This is a genomic window from Marivivens aquimaris (assembly GCF_015220045.1).
Classification (GTDB): domain Bacteria; phylum Pseudomonadota; class Alphaproteobacteria; order Rhodobacterales; family Rhodobacteraceae; genus Marivivens; species Marivivens aquimaris.
Genome location: NZ_JADBGB010000001.1, coordinates 166,864 through 184,498 on the forward strand (window position 1 = coordinate 166,864; position 17,635 = coordinate 184,498).

Consider the following 17,635-nt stretch of genomic DNA (forward strand, 5'->3'; position numbering starts at 1 on the left):
TGACATGGCACTTCCTATTTACGCCAGCACCACCCAACGGGTTTGGCACTACAGCTACCTCACGATTTGCGGCCTGATCTTCTTCTTCCTGATCGCGCCGATCCTCGTGATCATCCCGCTGTCGTTCAATGCGCAGAACTTCTTCACCTTCACGCCGGAGATGCTGCGCCTTGATCCCGAAGGGTATTCGCTGAAGCACTACACGGACTTCTTCACGAACTCCGACTGGCAGCTTGCCATGACGAACTCGCTGAAGATCGCTCCGGTGGCGACGCTGATTTCGGTGTCGCTGGGCACTCTGGCAGCCATCGGTCTGTCGCAGAGCCACGTTCCCGGACGCCGTGCGATCATGGCCACGCTCATCTCGCCGATGATCGTGCCGCTGATCATCTCGGCCACGGGCATGTATTTCTTCTACTCGAACCCGTACATTCCGGTGCCTTTCTACGGAAAGATCTACCTGCCGTTCACCCTCACGGGCGAATACTGGGGCGTTGTTCTGGCGCACGCTGCGTTGGGCATTCCGTTCGTCATCATCACCGTGACGGCCACGCTCGTCGGCTTTGACAAGTCGCTGACCCGCGCGTCGGCTATGATGGGCGCAGGTCCGGTTCGCACATTCTTCCGCGTGCAGATGCCGCTGATCATGCCGGGCGTGATCTCGGGTGCGCTGTTCGCGTTCATCACCTCGTTCGACGAAGTCGTTGTGGTGCTGTTCGTCGGCTCGGCCCAGAACAAGACGCTGCCGTGGCAGATGTTCATCGGTTTGCGCGAACAGATCAGTCCGACGATCCTCGCAGCCGCGACGATCCTGATCACGGTCTCGGTCATTCTGCTGCTGGTGGTCGAGCTCCTGCGGCGGAGGTCGGAACGACTTCGCGGTATGTCGCCAAGCTAAAACGAAGGGGCCGAGAGGCCCCTTTTTCTTTGGCTGTTAGGGCAGGATCATCAGCCAGAACGCTGCGGTCAGCACCGTCAGACCCGTGCCAATCAGCACTGCCGAGGCCGCGACCCGTTTCGCGTGGCCGTACATATTGGCAAAGAGGTAGGCGTTGATCCCAGGTGCCATAGCGGCAGTCACAACGGCGGAGCGGAAGCCCTCGGTCGACAGGTTCAGCGATGTGCCCAGCAGCCAAGTGACAGTGGGGTGCAGCACGAGCGACACCGACACGATAAAGCCGATGGTGCGCAGGTCGCCCTGCGGTTTGTAGCGCACCAGAACACCGCCCAGAGCGAACAGCGCGGCGGGTAGCGCGGCGCGGGCCATGAGGTCAATCGCGCTTTGCAGGGTATTGTGGAGCGGGATGCCCGTCAGGTTCACGATCAGACCCGCCGAAATACCGAGGATCAGTGCGTTGCGGAACATGGACCGCAGGACCTTAGCAGGGAGGGCACTGAGTTTACCGCCGCGGTTCTTCACGATCTCCATCGTGGTGATGCCGATGGCGTAGCAAATGGGCGAATGGATCGCGATGATCGCATAGTTGGACGCCAGCGCGTCCGATCCATAGGCGCGTTCGGTAATCGGCAGACCAAGCAGGAGCGAGTTCGAGAACAGCCCGATAAAGCCGATGGCGATGGAGTCTTCCCAGCTGCGCTTGAACAGCAGCCGCGCGCCGGTGATCCCGACGATGAAGCCCGAGATCGCACCGGCGTAGAAGCTGAACAGTAGACGGACGTCGAAATGCGCGCCGAGGTCGAGGGAGGAGATGCCTTTGAACAGCAGGCACGGCACAGCGAAGTTCTGCGCGAACTTCATCAACTCATCGACCGAGGTTTCCTTGAACCAGCCTTTCCAGACGGCGAAATAGCCGAAGCCAAGCACGAGGAAGACGGGAAGGATGATGTCGATCAGGGCGATCATAGGTGCCTCTAGGGGCCTCGCCCCGCGTTAGATCAAAGCGGGAAGCTCAGCGTCATGCCGTCGAAGGCAGGGACCACACCGTTGGGCACTTCTGCCGCAACCGTCTCGTAATCCAGATCGACGTGCATGTTGGTCAGGACGGCCTGTTTCGGCGCGACCCGAGCAATCCACTCTAATGTCTGTTCCAAATGGGAATGGGTCGGGTGAGGGGCGCGGCGCAGTGCGTCCACGATCCAGCAATCCAGCCCTTCGACCACCTGCCACGCGTTGTCATTCATATGGGCAACGTCGGGGAGGTAGGCGATATCGTTAAATCGGAACCCCAGCGCGTCAATCGAGCCGTGGTTTACTGAAAATGGCGTAAAGGTAATGTCGCCGCCCGCGCCGGTGATGGTCACATCGCCATCAATCCCGTTGAGCTCGCAGATGGGCGGGTAGGGGGACCCTTTGGGCTGCACAAACGCGTAGCCGAAACGGCCAAGCAGGCTTTCGGAGGTGTCTCCATCGGCCCAGACCTGAAGGCGCTCGCCGGTGTTGAACACGATCTGGCGCAGGTCATCGAGGCCGTGGGTGTGGTCGGCGTGTGCGTGGGTGTAGATCACCGCATCCAGCACTCCGACGCCCGCATCGACCAGTTGATCCTTCATGTCGGGGCTGGTGTCGATCAGAACGCGCGTGGTGCCTGCCTCGGTGATGCGCTGAACCAGCAGCGAACAGCGGCGGCGGCGGTTCTTCGGGTTGGCCGGATCACAGTCGCCCCAGATGCCACCGATGCGGGGCACCCCGCCGGACGAGCCGCAGCCCAGAATGGTGACGTCTAGGCGCGCGATCATAGCTTTGCCTTGGAGAACAGACGGTCGAAGTTCGCGGTCGTGGCAGCGGCGAAGTCGTCGTAGCTCATGCCGAAGACCTCTGCGCCGACGGCAGCGGTGTGGACGCTGTAGGCGGGCTCGTTGCGCTTGCCGCGATAGGGCTTGGGCGCGAGGTACGGGCTGTCGGTTTCCACCAGGATACGGTCGATCGGAGCGGCGGCGAAGATATCGCGCACGTCCTGCGATTTCGGGAAGGTCGCGATGCCGGACATCGACAGGTAAAAGCCCATCTCCAGCGCGGCTTTCGCCAGTTCCGGACCAGACGAGAAGCAGTGCATGACGCAGGAATAGGGCGCCTTGTCATAGCCTTCGCGCAGGATGGCGGCCATATCGTCGTCCGCATCGCGCGAATGGATGATGAGCGGCAGGCCGGTTTTCTGCGCGGCTTCGATGTGGATGCGCAGCGAGGATTTCTGCACCTCGGCGCTGTCGGGCGTGTAGTGGTAATCGAGGCCCGTTTCGCCGATGCCGACCATTTTCGGGTGCGCTGCCTCGGCGACCAGATCCTCGACCGTGACGGGCTCGTGGCTCGCCGCGCTCATCGGGTGGATGCCGTAGGCGTAGAACACCTCGGGGTAGGTGGCGGCGATGGCTTTGACGTTATCGAGGCCCGCCTTCTTCGTGCAGATCGACACCATACGTTCGACGCCCGCGTCCAGAGCGTTCTGGACGATGGTATCGAGCTGGCCTTCGAAATCGGGGAAGTCCAGATGGCAGTGGCTATCGACGATGGTGGGGCGGGACATGCGACCTCAGGCGTTGGTGACGGCGCGGGCCGTCTCTTCGATCCTGAAAAGCATATCTAGGATCAATGCGGTAGGGTCAAGGTTGACAGCCCTGCCTCTGCGCACACGAAGCGACAACTCCTGTTGAAGTTCTGCCCATTTGCGAGCGGCACGGGCGTCGGGGGACAGGCGGGCGAGCAGGAGGGCTTCACCGGATGCGCCTTGCGACGTGGGTTTGCCGGTCAGGCCAGCGCGCGCGGTGCGGGCAAGGAACAGGTCGATCAGGTCGAGCATCAGCGGATAGCGCTGCTCGCCCGCTTTGCCTGCGCAGCTTTCGGCAAGGCGGATCGCGGCGGGGCGGGACATGTTCGGCATCTCGGAAAAGAGCTTCACCAATTCCGCGTAGAGCGGCAGACCGTCGAGGTTTACGAGGCGGATCGCTTCACCGACAGAGCCAGCCGAGAGGGCGGCAAGTGCATCCGGCGCATCGGTTCGCACACCCGCCTGTTCGAGGGCGGAGGCCATGTCGGCTGTGCCAAGCGGCGAACAGCGTAGTTCGCGGCAACGGGAGCGGATGGTGGGCAATAGGCGCGAGGGCTGGTGCGACAGGAGCAGCAGCGTCGTGCGGGCAGGGGGCTCTTCGAGCTCCTTCAGGATCGAGTTTGCGGCGGTCACGTTCATCTCGTCGGCAGAGTCGACGATGACCACGCGGCGGCCGCCGTCTGTCGACGACATCTGGAAGAACCGTTTGAGGTCACGCACAGGCTCTGCAGTGATCTCTGCCCTCAGCTTGCCCGTGTCTTGATTAAGCGGACGGCGAATGACGGCGAGGCGCGGATGGCTGCTGGCTTGGATCAGCGCAAGTTCGGGGTGGTTCGGATCGACGGTGAGCGAGGTCGCAGGGCCGCCGAACATACCGCCGCCGTCATCGGTCAATAGGAACGCGGCGATCCGGTAGGCGAGGGTGGCTTTGCCGATCCCTTGCGGACCGGTGATCATCCAGCCTGAATGCAGACGGCCCGAATTGAAGGCCTCAAGGAATGTCTCCTCTGCCTTTTGCTGACCGAAAAGGCGCAGGGTTTCGCGGGGATGCGGTGCGCCTTCGATCCGGTCGGGTTCGGGGATGTCCGCGCTCATGCGCGCTCCTCGTAGATGGCGAGCACTTCAGCGCCGACCTGTTCGAGCGGGCGGTTGCCATCCACCACGATGCAGCGTTCGGGGTTTTGGTGCGCGATCGACAGAAAGCCGTGGCGCAGCGTTTCCTGAAAACCGAGGCCGAAGTCTTCGAAACGGTCCTCGCCGGAGTTGCGGGCGAGGCCACGTTCCAGTGCGACCTTCGGGTCCATGTCGATGATAAAGGTAAGGTCCGGTTCCTGACCGATCATGATCTGGTGCAGACTGTCGACGGTGCCCCGCAGGTCGCCCCGCGTGGCGCCCTGATAGACGCGGGTGCTGTCGGCGAAGCGGTCGCAGATCACGGTCTTACCTGCGGCCAGCGCAGGGCGGATCGTCTTTTCAAGGTGATCGCGGCGCGCAGCGGTAAAGAGCAGGATCTCGGTCTCTGCCGACCAGCGGTTCGTATCGCCAGTCAGCAAAAGGGCGCGGATTTCCTCCGCGCCTTCGCTGCCACCGGGTTCGCGGGTCAGAACGACCTCGTGCCCTTTGGCTTGCAGTCTCTCGGCCAGTCGCCGTGCTTGCGTCGATTTGCCGGAGCCGTCGATACCTTCGAACGTTACCAGCAGGCCGGTATCCTGTGTCGTCACGTGTTGCTTTCCGCCATGTCGTCAGTTGCCGGTTCTTCGGCAACCTTGTCGAGAAGCACGTTTACAGCAGTTTTCAGCCGAACGCCAAAGCCTCCGGTCGCGACATTTGCATCCGCGATCAACGGAACGCGCACGTCAGGCAGGTTCTCGTCGAGCTTGATGACCAGTTCGCCAAGCTGCTGGCCCTGCGTGACCGGCGCTTGGATCGGGGCGTCATAGACAACTTCGGCGTCCACGGTGCCTTGGTTCATGATGGGAACCAGCATGTTGAGGTCTTCTGCAACGGTCAGGCCGACCGAGCCAGCTTCGCCCATCCAGACGTCTGCGGAGGCAATACGGGTGCCCGCCTCTACGATCTGCTTTTCGGCAAAGTGGCGAAAGGCCCAGTTCAGAATGCGCTCGCCTTCTTCGGCACGCGCGGCGGCAGTATCGAGACCGGCGATAACGAACACAACGCGGCGGTCACCTTGGCGAGCCGAACCGACGAGGCCGTAACCAGCTTCTGCCGTGTGACCGGTTTTCAGACCGTCCGCGCCAAGGCCAAGGCCGAGGATCGGGTTACGGTTCTGGCTGTTCGACGGAACGCGGCCATCGAACTCGAAGCTCTCTTCGGCGAAGATCGGATAGAAGGTCGGGAAATCTTCGATGATGCGCGTCGCGAGGATGCCGAGATCATGCACCGACATACGCTGGATCGGGTCCGGCCAGCCGTTGGAGTTGGCGAAGGCCGAATTGTTCATGCCCAGCTGCTTGGCGCGCTCGGTCATCATGCGGGCAAAGCCTGCCTCGGTGCCATCGGGGGACAGCGCTTCGGCCAGAACGGCGCTCGCATCATTGCCGGACAGGACGATCACGCCGCGGATCAGGTCTTCGACCTTCACGCGCTCGCCCGACCGCAGGAACATCGAGGAGCCCTCGTAGTTCATGGCGTGCTGCGAGACGAGCAGTTCGTCCTCGGGCTGCAGGCGACCGTCGGCGATGGCCTCGAAGGTCATGTAGAGCGTCATCAGCTTCGACATGGACGCGGGCGGCAGCGGCACATCCGCGTTCTTTTCCAGCAGCGTCACGCCGGTGGTGATGTCATAGACGTAGGCCGCGCGGGCTTGCGTCTCGAAGCTCTGTGCGCCTGCGGTGGTCGCGACGGCGATGGTGAAAACTGCGATCAGTCGGGTGAGGAGTTTCATGGTGAGGTCCCTCAGTTTGTTACGAAGTAAGCATCAGTGAAGCCTTGCGCCTTGATGCGTGTCAGCAGGTCGGCACGTTCCGCCTCGGTCGCGGCAGGGCCAACGATGACACGCCAGAAGGTACGGCCTTGGCTCGATTGTTCCAGCACGGTCGGCACGATACCGGTCGTACGCAGGCGATCTGCGGTGCGTGTCGCGTTCTCCTCAATGGAGAAGATGCCGATCTGAATGAACGGCTTTGCAAGATCAGACGACGCTGGCGCGGCGGGCGCGGGCGTCTCGGGTGCTGGCGCAGCCTCCGGCATCGGGGTAGGGGCTGCTGCGGTGGCCTCGGCAGCTTCCGCCGCTGCGATGGCCGCTTCGGCACCAGCAATCGGATCGAGCGTCATAGTCTCGATCTCTTCGCCCTCGTCAAAGGTCGCCGTTGCTTCAGCCATTTGCGCAGGCGCTTCCTCGCGGCGAAGGGCGGTCACTTGCAGCTCAGCAGGCGCACCGGCGAGCATTCCCAGCGCAGCCGCTGCGTCCGAGGACGCTTGCAGGGCAGGGCCGGGGTTCTCACGCTCGCGGCGGAACAGGGCGCCGATCACGAACTTTCCGTTGTCGAGGTTGCGCACAATCACGCGCTCGGGGTCCTGCACGTCGGGATGAGCCACCCAGACACCGCCCAGCGACGGACGACCGTCCCAGAGACCGTTTTCGGTGACCTGAAACACCTGCGGCGCTTCGACATCGCGTTCGATCAGTTCAACCGAGCGGTTCTCTTCGACAACCACCGCCTCGTCCGAGCCGTTGTTTTTGCTGAAGAAAGACATGCCGCCGTCTTTGGAGCACCCCGCCACAAAAGCGAGAGCCGCAACCGACAGAACCGTCGTGCGGAAGTGTGCCATAACCTTGCCAGACATGAGTGCCCCTTTACCTGTTGCGGCGAACCGCGCGCCTTTTTCGGCGTTTTTTCTGCCCGTGACCCAGCAAAGCAAGGCCATTTGCAATCACCTTAGCGCTGCGCCTCATATATTTGAAGTCTCTTGCACATCATCCGGCCCGTTTCCGCCACCGCGAAACGGCACATCTGACGGGGTTGTGAAGGCTCAAGCAACCCGCTATCTACCGCTCACCAAGCGCACCAGCGGTGCGCCGAGCGGAAGTGTGGCCGAGTGGTTTAAGGCTCTGGTCTTGAAAACCAGCGTAGGGGAAACTCTACCGTGGGTTCGAATCCCACCGCTTCCGCCAAACTTCAGGGCTCCTATTTCGTGCCCGAATGTAAACATAACCGAGCTTTCCGCGGCCGTTTGCGTGTAGCGCTAGACTCGAGTTGCAGCTATCTAGCTGCGACAGTCGTTGTCATTTTGTCGGAGCCAGGATATGTCGATTTCTGTTGCGTCGCGTGATTTACGGCTCCGAAAAATGAGCGGCGGAGTAGGCGATCTTTTCTGGCCCGCCATCAGGTAGAAAGCCAAGGCTTCCCCTTTTGTTTATAGACGCATGGTAAGATACCAGTCCATGACAGGCGGATGCTAAGCTAAATTCGTATTTTTATCAAGCGCAATGGCTTGTTTTGGCGCGATATTCCTGTCGCCTATGGTCCAAATAAGATGCTCAACAGCGAGTGAAAACGCTGAAACGAGAAAGGCACCTTCACAGAAATAACGGTCGGTTAGCCTATCGAACACGGTGAGAAAAAAGGCTGTGATGATCAACGCGACCTACTTATAAGGCAAACCGCATCTCGAATAGCGTGGCCGCGAGGATGGGGGCGGCCGCTTGATCAATGAAACAAGAGCGGTATGAATACAGTCTTGCGTTTCGTTTGTGAAATCCGAAGGCGACGGCTCAGCCTGTTTGTCACTGCTGGGCAGTTCTGCGACTAGATCAGATCGGTGTGCGGTCGATACTAAGCGTTCGCCTAAGGTCGCGTGGCTGCTCGGGGACCGCGGCTATGACGCCAATTGGGTCCGAGAAGCGTTGTATGACAGGGGGATGCAGGCCTGATGCAACACAATACGTCCCTTAAATATGATAGAGCTGTTACAAATGCTGCAACCGGATCGAGCTAACGTTCGGCAGGCACAAAGACGATAGACGTGCTGCGACCCGCTATGGCCGATCTCCGAAAGTATGGCTCTCGGCCATCGCCTTGGCGGCTCTTATCATTTATTGGTCATATATTCTCCGAGTTAGACAAGAAAGGTGATCAGATATCTGAATATCTGGCGGAGCAATGCAGGGCGGTCGATCTTTCAATTTTTCTTTCGACAAGTGCCTTTGAAGTGCCTTTGCGCAGATTGGTGCCTCTATTATTAGGGTGACTGTCACTGTTTCGGTAGAGTTTGTTTTTCTATGACGGGTTGGGGGATCACTTTATTGTGGGTGATTGACCAAATTTCGGAGCAAGTGCAGTGGCGATGGGTAGTACTAAATTTCGCGATGTGTCCGTCGTCAGGATTTTGGGGACCAGGATCGGCCTAATCTGAGAGAGAGTTTGGCTCATCTGGTCGGCCTAATTATGTTGCGTGCTTTCTATGATGCAAGTGTCGCGTTTCGAGGGTCTTTCTTTTGATCCTTTCACCTTGTTTTAGAATGGCTTTTCCCAGCCGAAGTAGACGTCGGCCGGTGTGACGTTGTTGGTGCTCTCGTGATAGCGCTGGTGATTGTAGTGATCGACAAAGGCCGTGATCTGCGCTTGGAGATTGCTAGGCAGGAAGTAGTTTTCCAGCCGGATGCGGTTCTTCAAAGTTCAATGCCAGCGTTCGATCTTGCCTTGGGTTTGCGGATGATAAGGCGCACCACGAGAGTGCTTCATGCCTTTGTTTTGCAACCATTCTGCCAGATCGCACGAGACATAACTGGATCCGTTGTCGCTGAGCAGACGTGGCTTGTGAACATCAGAACTTGATCGCAGCCAGATGCCTGCAACGCCAAGTCCAGCGTGTTGGTCACGCCTTCAGCCCGCATGGTCGTGCAAAGTTTCCAAGAGACGATGTAGCGGCTGTATTCGCCAAGATCAGTGCTGAGGTAAAACCAGCCCCATCCCATCAGGTTGATATAGGTGAAGTCAGTTTGCCAAAGCTGATTGATGGCCGTCGTCCTGTGCTGGAACTCATTTGCCGCCTTGAGCACAATGATGCAGGACTGGTGATCAAATCATGGGCCCTCAGTACGCGATATACAATAGATTCCGAGACAAAATACCGTTCTTGATCCGTAAACGTCGTTGCCAATTCGCGCGGCGACAGCTCTGCCTCTTTCAAGGCGAGGTCGACAACCTTGCGCTTCATCTCGTCAGGAACACGGTTCCAGACGTGCTTCGGCTTGGGAGATTGATCCTGCAATCCAGCCTCACCGCGTTGCAAATAACGATCATACCAACGGTAGATGTCGTCTGTGGGGTTCCCAGTTTGGCCAAAGTCTGACGCGCTGGCAGTTGACTTTCTTCGACCAGCCGGATGACCTCCAACTTCTCTGATGCAGGGTATCTCATTCGTGGTCGCCCCCATCCCCGCGCATGTTTTCTTTGAGAAGACGCAGTTCAAGCGTCTGCTTCGCAATCACCTCTTTGAGATCCTTTGCCTCGCGGCGCAATTCCTTGACCTCATCAGTGTTTGCAGCGCGCGCCGTATCCCCAGCAAGCCGCTTCTCACCTGCTTCCATGAAGTCCTTTGACCACATGTAATAGATACCTTGGGACATCCCTTCGCGACGGCACAGTTTGGCAATGCTGCCAGCTCATCCAAAACAATCCGGATCTTCTCTTCAAATGAATAATGCTTGCGCGTTGCACGCTTGATGTCTTTGACGATCTTCTCGCCGAGGCTCTTAGCTGTCTTTCTCATCTCCCACTCCTCGGTGGCCACGATGAGTGACAAACCCTCTCTTAGAAAATGACTCTATTTGGAACCTTGGGGGCTGACGTCAGACAAGGAATGTGTCCGTATCGACATGACCGATCCGCTTCTCATGAGAGATCAGCAGACTGTATTCTATAGCTCATTCAAGTCTCTTAAATTCGGTGAGGGGTAGCTCAGTTTTTTTCCCAAGTCGATCGCCGTCGCTTCGAAAATAACCAACACGCGGCGCGCGCCAACCGCGACTGGATTAATTTCTATAGCCGTCGCCTTCATCAAGCGTATTATCCATTCCAACGCCTGCAGAATCACTCGGATTAGTGGCAAAACCTTAGCAAATTTGGCGTGTCATCACAGACCGCCGGTCTCATGGTCGATCTGCTTCGAGCGCTTGCCCCTTGACCATTTCACTGTCTTGAACATAGTCAAGAGGTCTAGCACTGCCATAGTGCAGTCATTTCAGGAACTAGCTTTTGTTATATCGATTTTCATTCACGACTTTGTTGGTTGCAGCGATCGCTTGTATCCTCGTTTTTCAGACTATGTTGCTTTTTGCGGCTCCTAGCCTCGAAAAAGACCAGCTTTCCCTGATCCTGTCGGCGCTGATCTGCGTTCTGGTCGTCATCATCCCGTCTTCCAACGGCGATCTGCTCGCACCGCCGCAATTGATGGCCTCATTGGCTTTGCTGTTCTTCCCGGTTTTTTCGCTATTTTACCTGCAGGTTTCTGAACTGGGAAAATGGTACCAGCAATTCTTTTCGGTCTCGGATTTCTCGCACAGCCTCGCGGTCACGACATATTTCTCGGTTTTACCGGTCCCCCTTTTCCAACTTGGCTTTCTGATGGGGCAGTTGCGTGAGGACACCGTACCGAGGGTCGCCCAGTCGCGCCAGTTTGTCCCCACGGGCGTTGGCATCATCATGCTAGTGGCGGCCATTTGCCTCGGCTTTCTCGGTATGTTGGCATATGCGCTTAGTATCGGTGGGATCGACGCGGTGCTGAACCAGATGTCGAGCATTGCTTCTCGGCGAGAGTGGCGCGAGAGCTCTAGCCCCTTCTACTATGTCGGCATGGCGCTAATGACCGCCCCAAGCGTGTTGGCATTGACGATGATTTATAACCGGAAAGGGATAACCAAGATCGCGTGTGCCATCGTCCTGATGCTACTAGCGGCGGCGTTTCTTATTGTTACGCAAGCTTCGCGCGAAAAGGCTGTGCTTCCGTTGATCCTCTTCATCCTGTCGCTTTGGCTGCAGGCACGCGGAGAGGAGATGAAACGCTTTGGCTTGCTCTTAAGGGTTGTCGTTGTGAGCGTTGTGGTGGCTCTCGTTCTTGGGTTCACGGTAATGGCGGTATTTCGCGCTGGCGGTTCGGGTTCGCTCGACTTTTGGCGTTTTTTGCGCGATTTTAACCGCATGGACGTTTCGATGGTAATGTTTACAGAGTATTTCGCGGATCAGTCTGGCAACGATCTGCTTTGGGGTATGCCGTTTTTGGCATATCCAAGCCGCATACTGGGTCGGTTCTTTGGCTTTTCGCCCATCCAGAATGCCTCCGAAATCCTGCAGGGTATAATTTTTTCTGGCAGCATGGATGCAGGGAACCCCGGTGCGCCACTTGCTGGCGAGCTTTATATCAACTTCGGATACCTGGGGTTTCTCGCTTTCATTCCTCTCGGGGCTTGGTTCGGGGTTGCCTACACCCGCATGATCCGGCGCGGATACCCTTTCTGGCAGACCTTGTTCTTCAGCGCCTTTCTTTATTTCTTCGTGTTCAAATTTTATATTTATACGGGATTCACCGAAAGCGAACTGGTCTTTGCTCTGGTTATAGTACCCCTAGCAATTTGGCGGCTCCTGCTGCGTGTTCGGATCTAGCTATATCAGCGGCCGAGGTTGCTCAGATAGCCCACCTCTTTCCGCAACAAGCCTAAGGCAGCAACCGCAAACAGGGCTGTCCCTGTCAAGCTGATCCCGAAAAAGACGACGATGTCGGGGATCTCGGACAGCCACTCACCTGTCATGTAGCGCAACCCTGACAGCAGTGCTCCGATGACGACACTCGCCGCCATGACCTTCGCCGCACTTGCCCAGAAATTGGCATTAAACGGCCGCGCGACCCGGTGATTAATGAACAGCATAAGTAGGACAGCATTGAAGTTGACCGATACCACCGTCGAAAGTGCGATGGCGTCGATCCCGAACCGACCCAGCAGTGCATAGGCCGAGACGACCTTGACCACGAAGGCGATCAAGACTGCGACAAGTGGTGTCATCCAGTCGCGCGCGGCATAAAGCACCCGCAGCAGGGTCACGTTGAGTGCTAATGCTGGCAATGCGAGGGCCAGAACCGCGAGGATATCTGAAGTCATTGCGGCGGCCTGAGGGGGAAAGGTCCCGTGACCGAATACGACGGAAACGATAAGATCAGATTGGACAAGTATGAGCACCGCCGCAACAGTTGAAAAGAGCACGATGATCACGGCCAGCTTGCGCGTCAGCACAGCCGCCGCACCTTGATTTCCGGCCTCGACCAGTCGCGCTACTAGGGGGTAGGCCGCTGTGGTCAGTCCCATAGCGAGAATGCCCTGCGGCAACTGGATAAGCTTCGAAGCAATGTTGACTCCGGTCACGGTGCCCTCGCCGATCCGCACGCCCACCGAAATGTCCACGAAGGCATAGGCATAAGAAACGAGCGCTACCGCGATCACCGGCCAGGCCGAAGCAAGGAATTCGCGCGTGGCGGACCCTCGCAGAGCTAGCCGCCAAATATGTCGATATCCGGTCCGGTAGAAGACTGGGGTTTGTACGGCGAGAAACAGAACTGCGCCAAGAAATGTACCGAATACCGCCGCCTCGAGACCGAATTGTCGCCCAAACAGCACCACGTTAAGCACAACGGAAAGGTTGAGCAGCACTGGGGCAAACGCTACTGGTAAGAATACCCGGTTGTAGTTCAGTAAACCCGAAAACATCCCCGCGGTGCCAAGCAGGGCAATCGTGGGCATCAGCACCGCGATATAGTCGGCGGTTTGCGCGATCATGGCTTCGCTAGCCTCCGAGGCAAGAATCCTGGCGATCCTGTCCGCATTGCTGACGCCAAGCGCCGCCAAGCCCGCCAGAACCAGAAAGACAAGGTTCACAAGCCCGCCGTAGAAATAGTTGTCCGCCTTCACGTCAGGGTCGGCACGGCGTGTCAGAAGCGGGATCGTGACGCTCGTAAGCGAGGCTGCGATCACCACATAGGCCGCGTTTGCGATGCTAGAAGCGATGTAGAACGCGTCGGTCTCGGCATTGGCGCCGAAGACCCACGCGACAGTCAGATCACGTCCCAAACCCAAGATCCGTGACAGGAGCGCAAGGAGCGTCAACGCAACGGAGGTGCGCAGGATGCTCACCGGTGTAACTCCACCATTCGGTTAGTTCTGTTCATAGACGCCGCCCTTGACTGTTCTTCGCCAGACGATCCGGACCACATCGGCGAAGAACACTGGGTTTAGCATGTGGACGAACTGGTTGAGCGTGGAAAGAAACGAGGTCCGGTCGCGTTGTTTTGAAGCAAAGGCTCGCCAGAAGACGGAGGCGGGGAACTCGTAGGGAAAAGCCCCTGTTGGGTCGAAGCCCTTGATCTTCAGGTCACTAAAGCCAAGCTGGTCAAGGATCCTGTTTATGCGCGGGTCGGTGATTGCGAATTGTGCCGCGTCAATGTCACGCGCGAGAGCAAGGTTCACCGCCGCGGCGTATTCGACCTTTTGTTCACGGCACACATCGACAAAGGAGTCGATGGTTCCCCGCTCCTCCATCAGGTCAAGGTACCGCTTGACGAGATAGTAGCTCTCGATGTTGAAGCTTTTTTCAGGAAAGACATTGTGGAAAAGGATCGATGTAAGTTCGGCGTGGGGTTGCAGGATCGGTACGGAATAGCCTGCAATTTCTAGAATCTCGGTGTAGCCACGCATCCGGCGCGGATCTAGATAAATGAAATAATCAGTCGACGGCGCGACATAGCAGTCGATGTAATATATTCCGCCCTTCTTGGTGGTATCTGTCACACCGTCGCCACCTTCTTCGATTAGGGTGGTCTGGCGCGGTGCGGTCTCCATCCATTTGAAACCCCCACCGGGCGCGCAGAGATGATCGATCAGCGCCTTGTGACGCTTGGCGTCGAAGGGAAACCAGTCGGTGTCGTTTGGGGTTGACGCGAAAGGCTTGATCGACTTGAACAAGGTCCATTCGCCCTTTGCAACCTCATCGAGGCGACGGGCAAGCTTGGCCACGACCCTGTCGGTTTCGCGCCGGCGGGCCATAAGCGAGCCATGAAGCTCCAGTGCCTTCGGTCCAAGGGCAACGCCGCGATTGACGCATTCGTCGAGGAATAATAGACCGACACGGCTCTTGAAGGCAAATTCGGTAATCTCTTCGAGCTCTTCAGGTTTCGGTGTGACCGTCCCAGTGCCGATCGGCCAGCCGATGGTTTGGTAGATCAATCTCGATTTCTCTGCTTTCGTGCTCATTCGTCATCCTTTTCTGATCTGGCAGGCAAGGCCTTGGCCAGCTTGGGCTGGGCAAGGCGGTCATAGACCTTTTCAATTGCGGCATCGACTACCCGTGCGTTGACCAGACCGAGGGCGCGGGCGCGGGCAGTGGCACCGAACCGCGCCCGTGGACGCGCATCGGCGGTCAAAAAGTCTTCGAGTGCGGCCGAAAGGGCGGCGGCATCGCCCGGCGGTGTCAGCCGCCCGTGAACACCGTCGTCGATCATCTCTACTGCACCCCCAGCGCCGGCAGCAATGGTCGCGGCTCCGGCAAGCAAGCTTTCGATCACTACGCCCGGGAAAGGGTCGGGCTTGGTCGATGCGTGGACCGACACATCCGCCGCACACATTAGCACGGGTACGTCATCCCTACTTCCCAGCATAATGATTTCTTCCTTGGCGGCGGAGCTTCTGATCTCGGCTAGATAGTTTTCCTTTGCCTCGACGCCTCCACCGGCAAGAGCAAAGACATTGCCTTCGCGCAAGGATGCCGGCAAACGCCGCACCGCCTCAATAAAGACATCCTGGCCCTTCCAAGGCTCGATCCGGCCGACCATCAGAACGAGTAGGCCGTGCTCGGGCAAACCTTCGGGGCGCGACGCTGTCACCGATGGGTTGTGATCGTTGGCAATCAACATCGCATTGCCAAGGTCATGTATCACCAGCGCTTCATGTCCAGCTACTGGGGTCGGGAAATAGTGATCGCGCACGGCGCGTGACACCGAGACCGAGACCGGTGCCAACTTGGCCACCACCCGCGCGAAAGCAGCGCGCATCCGGTCATGCGTGATGATCATTCGGATGTGCCAGACGACAGGAACCCCCCGCAGACGCGCGGCCAAGGCGGGGAGAAAGTCGTAAAGGTCATTGATGTGTACGATGTCGGGTCTTTCACGCCCAAACAGCCGCCAGAAAAAAACGAGTGTGAGGGGCGAGGCAAGCGCAAGCCGTATCAGCCCGCCGATTCCCCGCGACACCTGCGGGCGCTCGAAAGGATGATGAATCACTGGAATTCCGACCTCGGCATACCGGTCAACGATGGCGGTCTGGAGCCGGACGCAAACCGCAACCCGGTTGCCATTTTCGGGCCGGCCATGATCACGCATGTGTTCGGCCATTAGAGCCAATACCTTGTCGGCCCCGCCGATATCTGTGTTATTTGCATGGACATAGAGTACGTACGGCCGGGCCCGTTCGGCGGCCAGCTCGCCCAGCAACCAATCACGGTTGTCGGCAATCGGCAGAGTGCCGTCCAGCTCGACAAAGCCGAAAGCGCGCGCGATTGCCTCGTAATAGCTAAAACGCAAGTGTAGGTAGTCGATGTCGAAAATGTCGTCTTTGCGCTGGAGCGAGACCTCGGGGGAAACCCGCAAAAACACCCGCATCTCAGGAAGAGCGAGCCTGCCTAGGCGGGTGCGGACAAATGAGACCACTTCGTCTGGGGACCAGCCAACGGTGAGGCCGATGTTGATCGCGACATCGAAAAGATACCTATCGGCAACTATCGTATCCGCCGCGCGATGGCGCCAGCGTTTCAGCGCGAGCTGGAGCCGGTAGTCGGCCCAGACGAGAGCGATGTAGAACCTTGTAGCCCATCCGTATTTGCGTGCCAGCGCGTTTTTCCGTGCGATCTCGGCCGCATAGTCAGTACGCTGCGAGCCGTCGCCTTGCTTTGGTGCGGAGGCCGGTTTCTTGCCGCGCCGTTTACCCCAAGCAAGACGCAGCAGCCCTCGAACCGGCTTCATAAGGAAGCTCTCTGCTCCAAGCCAAACACGCTCAGCACTTTCGCCACGGGTCTGCAAGACTTCGACTACGGCATCGCTTAGCGTGGTTTTGCCACTACCGTCGGTGCCGATTATGCAAATTAGGTGTCGGGTCATAGGGCCTTCAGTATTTCAAGGACGCGTTCGGCGAGCCGATGGGCGTCAAGATGTTGGGGCAGGCCTGCAGGGATCTCCCTGGGCTCGGCGGAGAGGGTCTTGGCGACGGTGTCGGCAAAGTTCGTCGACTTTGTAAAATGCACCCCTGTGACGGCTTCGAGGGCGCGTGGCAGGGCACCAAAGGGGGTCGAAACTATAGGTAGACCGCAAGCAATTGCCTCGATCACGCTTAGTGGTAGCTCAATTGCGCCCTCTGCTTCGGGTGGGGCCGGGAATAGGTAAAGGTCGGCGGAACGATAGACATCCGCGATTGCCGGAATAAAGCCACGCTCGACCCAAACGCCTGCCCTTTCGAGGCGCTCCTGAACATCTGGGTCGGGCTCAAAATAGGGACTCGCGACGACCACTATTTCGATTTGGTTACCCAGCAATGCCTTGGTCTCGATCAGCCGATCAAGCCCTCGCGTGGCGCGCAGGTGCCCGACGTGAACCGCGATTGGGACATTGCGCGTGGCCAATTCTGGCCACATACGTACTCCAGTGCCTGTCAGTCGGTCCGGCGCGATGCCGATGGGCTGTACAATGACCTCGGCGTCCGGCGCGGCCTCGGCGAGGTCAGCGCGGGGCTGATTGCAAATCACCGCATGAGCCGTGCGCTTGCCCTTGAGTCTGCCAGGCAGGCGAGCGAGGTCGGGTCGGGTCGCAACCCAGACAAGACGGGTAGGAGACATGAGGCGAAGTAAACGGGTCGCCAGAACCGTGCGTGGTCCCGGACCATGGGTGAAGACCGTAAGTGCAGCACGATCTAAGATGAGCTGGGGCAGGCTGCGCAAGAGCCGCCAAGGTGAGACGACCGACACATCGTGACCGGCGGCTCGCAAGTCGTCAATTAGTGTCTTCGATACAACGTTGATCCCCTCTGCGGGGGCATCGTGGTATTCGGCAACGACGGTGATACGATCAGATTTCAT

The 17,635-nt window shown here is 58.4% G+C and carries 17 protein-coding genes, 1 tRNA gene and 1 pseudogene; 4 read left to right on the top strand and 15 right to left on the bottom strand.

Going from position 1 to position 17,635, the window contains the following annotated elements; translation table 11 throughout:
- Window positions 1–4 precede the first annotated feature (4 nt).
- The gene (locus IF204_RS00805) at window positions 5–898 is read left to right on the top strand and encodes an ABC transporter permease (RefSeq protein WP_194093903.1); all 894 of its coding nucleotides are present in this window, start codon (window positions 5–7) and stop codon (window positions 896–898) included.
- Between the two features lie 36 nt (window positions 899–934).
- On the opposite strand, the gene IF204_RS00810 is transcribed toward IF204_RS00805, so the two are convergent.
- From IF204_RS00810 to IF204_RS00840, 7 genes are read right to left on the bottom strand one after another with little or no spacing between them, the layout of a single operon-like run.
- On the bottom strand, window positions 935–1,864 hold the full coding sequence (locus tag IF204_RS00810; protein ID WP_194093905.1) for an AEC family transporter: 930 nt from the start codon (window positions 1,862–1,864) through the stop codon (window positions 935–937).
- 32 nt (window positions 1,865–1,896) lie between these two features.
- Complete coding sequence (locus IF204_RS00815; RefSeq protein WP_194093907.1) at window positions 1,897–2,697, bottom strand: MBL fold metallo-hydrolase; 801 nt, start codon at window positions 2,695–2,697, stop codon at window positions 1,897–1,899.
- Complete coding sequence (locus IF204_RS00820; protein ID WP_194093909.1) at window positions 2,694–3,482, bottom strand: TatD family hydrolase; 789 nt, start codon at window positions 3,480–3,482, stop codon at window positions 2,694–2,696. The genes IF204_RS00815 and IF204_RS00820 overlap by 4 nt, the downstream gene beginning before the upstream one ends.
- A 6-nt stretch (window positions 3,483–3,488) precedes the next feature.
- Window positions 3,489–4,598, bottom strand: coding sequence for a DNA polymerase III subunit delta' (locus IF204_RS00825; RefSeq protein WP_194093910.1), 1,110 nt, complete (start codon window positions 4,596–4,598; stop codon window positions 3,489–3,491).
- Window positions 4,595–5,224, bottom strand: a complete 630-nt coding sequence (tmk, locus tag IF204_RS00830) for a dTMP kinase (protein ID WP_167637533.1) — start codon at window positions 5,222–5,224, stop codon at window positions 4,595–4,597. Before tmk ends, IF204_RS00825 begins: the two co-directional genes overlap by 4 nt.
- Window positions 5,221–6,408 carry a D-alanyl-D-alanine carboxypeptidase family protein gene (locus IF204_RS00835; protein ID WP_194093912.1) on the bottom strand — a complete coding sequence of 396 codons (1,188 nt, stop codon included), beginning with the start codon at window positions 6,406–6,408 and terminating at the stop codon, window positions 5,221–5,223. The genes tmk and IF204_RS00835 overlap by 4 nt, the downstream gene beginning before the upstream one ends.
- Before the next feature lie 11 nt (window positions 6,409–6,419).
- Complete coding sequence (locus IF204_RS00840) at window positions 6,420–7,310, bottom strand: SPOR domain-containing protein (RefSeq protein WP_194093914.1); 891 nt, start codon at window positions 7,308–7,310, stop codon at window positions 6,420–6,422.
- Window positions 7,311–7,548: 238 nt separating this feature from the next.
- On the opposite strand from IF204_RS00840, the gene IF204_RS00845 reads away from it, so the two are divergent.
- Both IF204_RS00845 and IF204_RS00850 read left to right on the top strand, forming a co-directional pair.
- Window positions 7,549–7,638: transfer RNA gene (locus IF204_RS00845), tRNA-Ser, on the top strand.
- A 248-nt stretch (window positions 7,639–7,886) separates the two neighbouring features.
- A pseudogene (locus IF204_RS00850) lies at window positions 7,887–8,599 on the top strand (IS5 family transposase); the annotation flags it as partial.
- Between the two features lie 381 nt (window positions 8,600–8,980).
- Here the strand turns inward: IF204_RS00850 and IF204_RS20300 are convergent.
- The 4 genes from IF204_RS20300 to IF204_RS20315 all read right to left on the bottom strand — a co-directional run bounded on the left by IF204_RS20300 (window position 8,981) and on the right by IF204_RS20315 (window position 10,095).
- Complete coding sequence (locus IF204_RS20300; protein ID WP_407658869.1) at window positions 8,981–9,139, bottom strand: integrase core domain-containing protein; 159 nt, start codon at window positions 9,137–9,139, stop codon at window positions 8,981–8,983.
- A 65-nt stretch (window positions 9,140–9,204) separates the two neighbouring features.
- Window positions 9,205–9,525 carry a DDE-type integrase/transposase/recombinase gene (locus IF204_RS20305; protein WP_407658870.1) on the bottom strand — a complete coding sequence of 107 codons (321 nt, stop codon included), beginning with the start codon at window positions 9,523–9,525 and terminating at the stop codon, window positions 9,205–9,207.
- Window positions 9,441–9,902 carry a helix-turn-helix domain-containing protein gene (locus IF204_RS20310; protein ID WP_407658871.1) on the bottom strand — a complete coding sequence of 154 codons (462 nt, stop codon included), beginning with the start codon at window positions 9,900–9,902 and terminating at the stop codon, window positions 9,441–9,443. The genes IF204_RS20305 and IF204_RS20310 overlap by 85 nt, the downstream gene beginning before the upstream one ends.
- Window positions 9,883–10,095 carry a hypothetical protein gene (locus IF204_RS20315; RefSeq protein ID WP_407658872.1) on the bottom strand — a complete coding sequence of 71 codons (213 nt, stop codon included), beginning with the start codon at window positions 10,093–10,095 and terminating at the stop codon, window positions 9,883–9,885. The genes IF204_RS20310 and IF204_RS20315 overlap by 20 nt, the downstream gene beginning before the upstream one ends.
- 628 nt (window positions 10,096–10,723) lie before the next feature.
- Between IF204_RS20315 and IF204_RS00860 the strand changes: the two genes are divergently transcribed.
- The gene (locus tag IF204_RS00860) at window positions 10,724–12,127 is read left to right on the top strand and encodes a hypothetical protein (protein WP_194093916.1); all 1,404 of its coding nucleotides are present in this window, start codon (window positions 10,724–10,726) and stop codon (window positions 12,125–12,127) included.
- 5 nt (window positions 12,128–12,132) lie between these two features.
- On the opposite strand, the gene murJ is transcribed toward IF204_RS00860, so the two are convergent.
- Genes murJ through IF204_RS00880 form a run of 4 tightly spaced genes read right to left on the bottom strand, consistent with a single transcriptional unit; the run spans window position 12,133 to window position 17,635 of the window.
- Entirely contained in the window at window positions 12,133–13,647 is a 1,515-nt protein-coding gene (gene murJ, locus IF204_RS00865) for a murein biosynthesis integral membrane protein MurJ (RefSeq protein WP_194093918.1), read from the bottom strand.
- 21 nt (window positions 13,648–13,668) lie between these two features.
- Window positions 13,669–14,763 carry a hypothetical protein gene (locus tag IF204_RS00870; RefSeq protein WP_194093919.1) on the bottom strand — a complete coding sequence of 365 codons (1,095 nt, stop codon included), beginning with the start codon at window positions 14,761–14,763 and terminating at the stop codon, window positions 13,669–13,671.
- Window positions 14,760–16,664 carry a glycosyltransferase gene (locus tag IF204_RS00875; protein ID WP_194093921.1) on the bottom strand — a complete coding sequence of 635 codons (1,905 nt, stop codon included), beginning with the start codon at window positions 16,662–16,664 and terminating at the stop codon, window positions 14,760–14,762. The genes IF204_RS00870 and IF204_RS00875 overlap by 4 nt, the downstream gene beginning before the upstream one ends.
- The gene (locus IF204_RS00880) at window positions 16,661–17,635 is read right to left on the bottom strand and encodes a glycosyltransferase family 4 protein (protein WP_194093923.1); all 975 of its coding nucleotides are present in this window, start codon (window positions 17,633–17,635) and stop codon (window positions 16,661–16,663) included. Before IF204_RS00880 ends, IF204_RS00875 begins: the two co-directional genes overlap by 4 nt.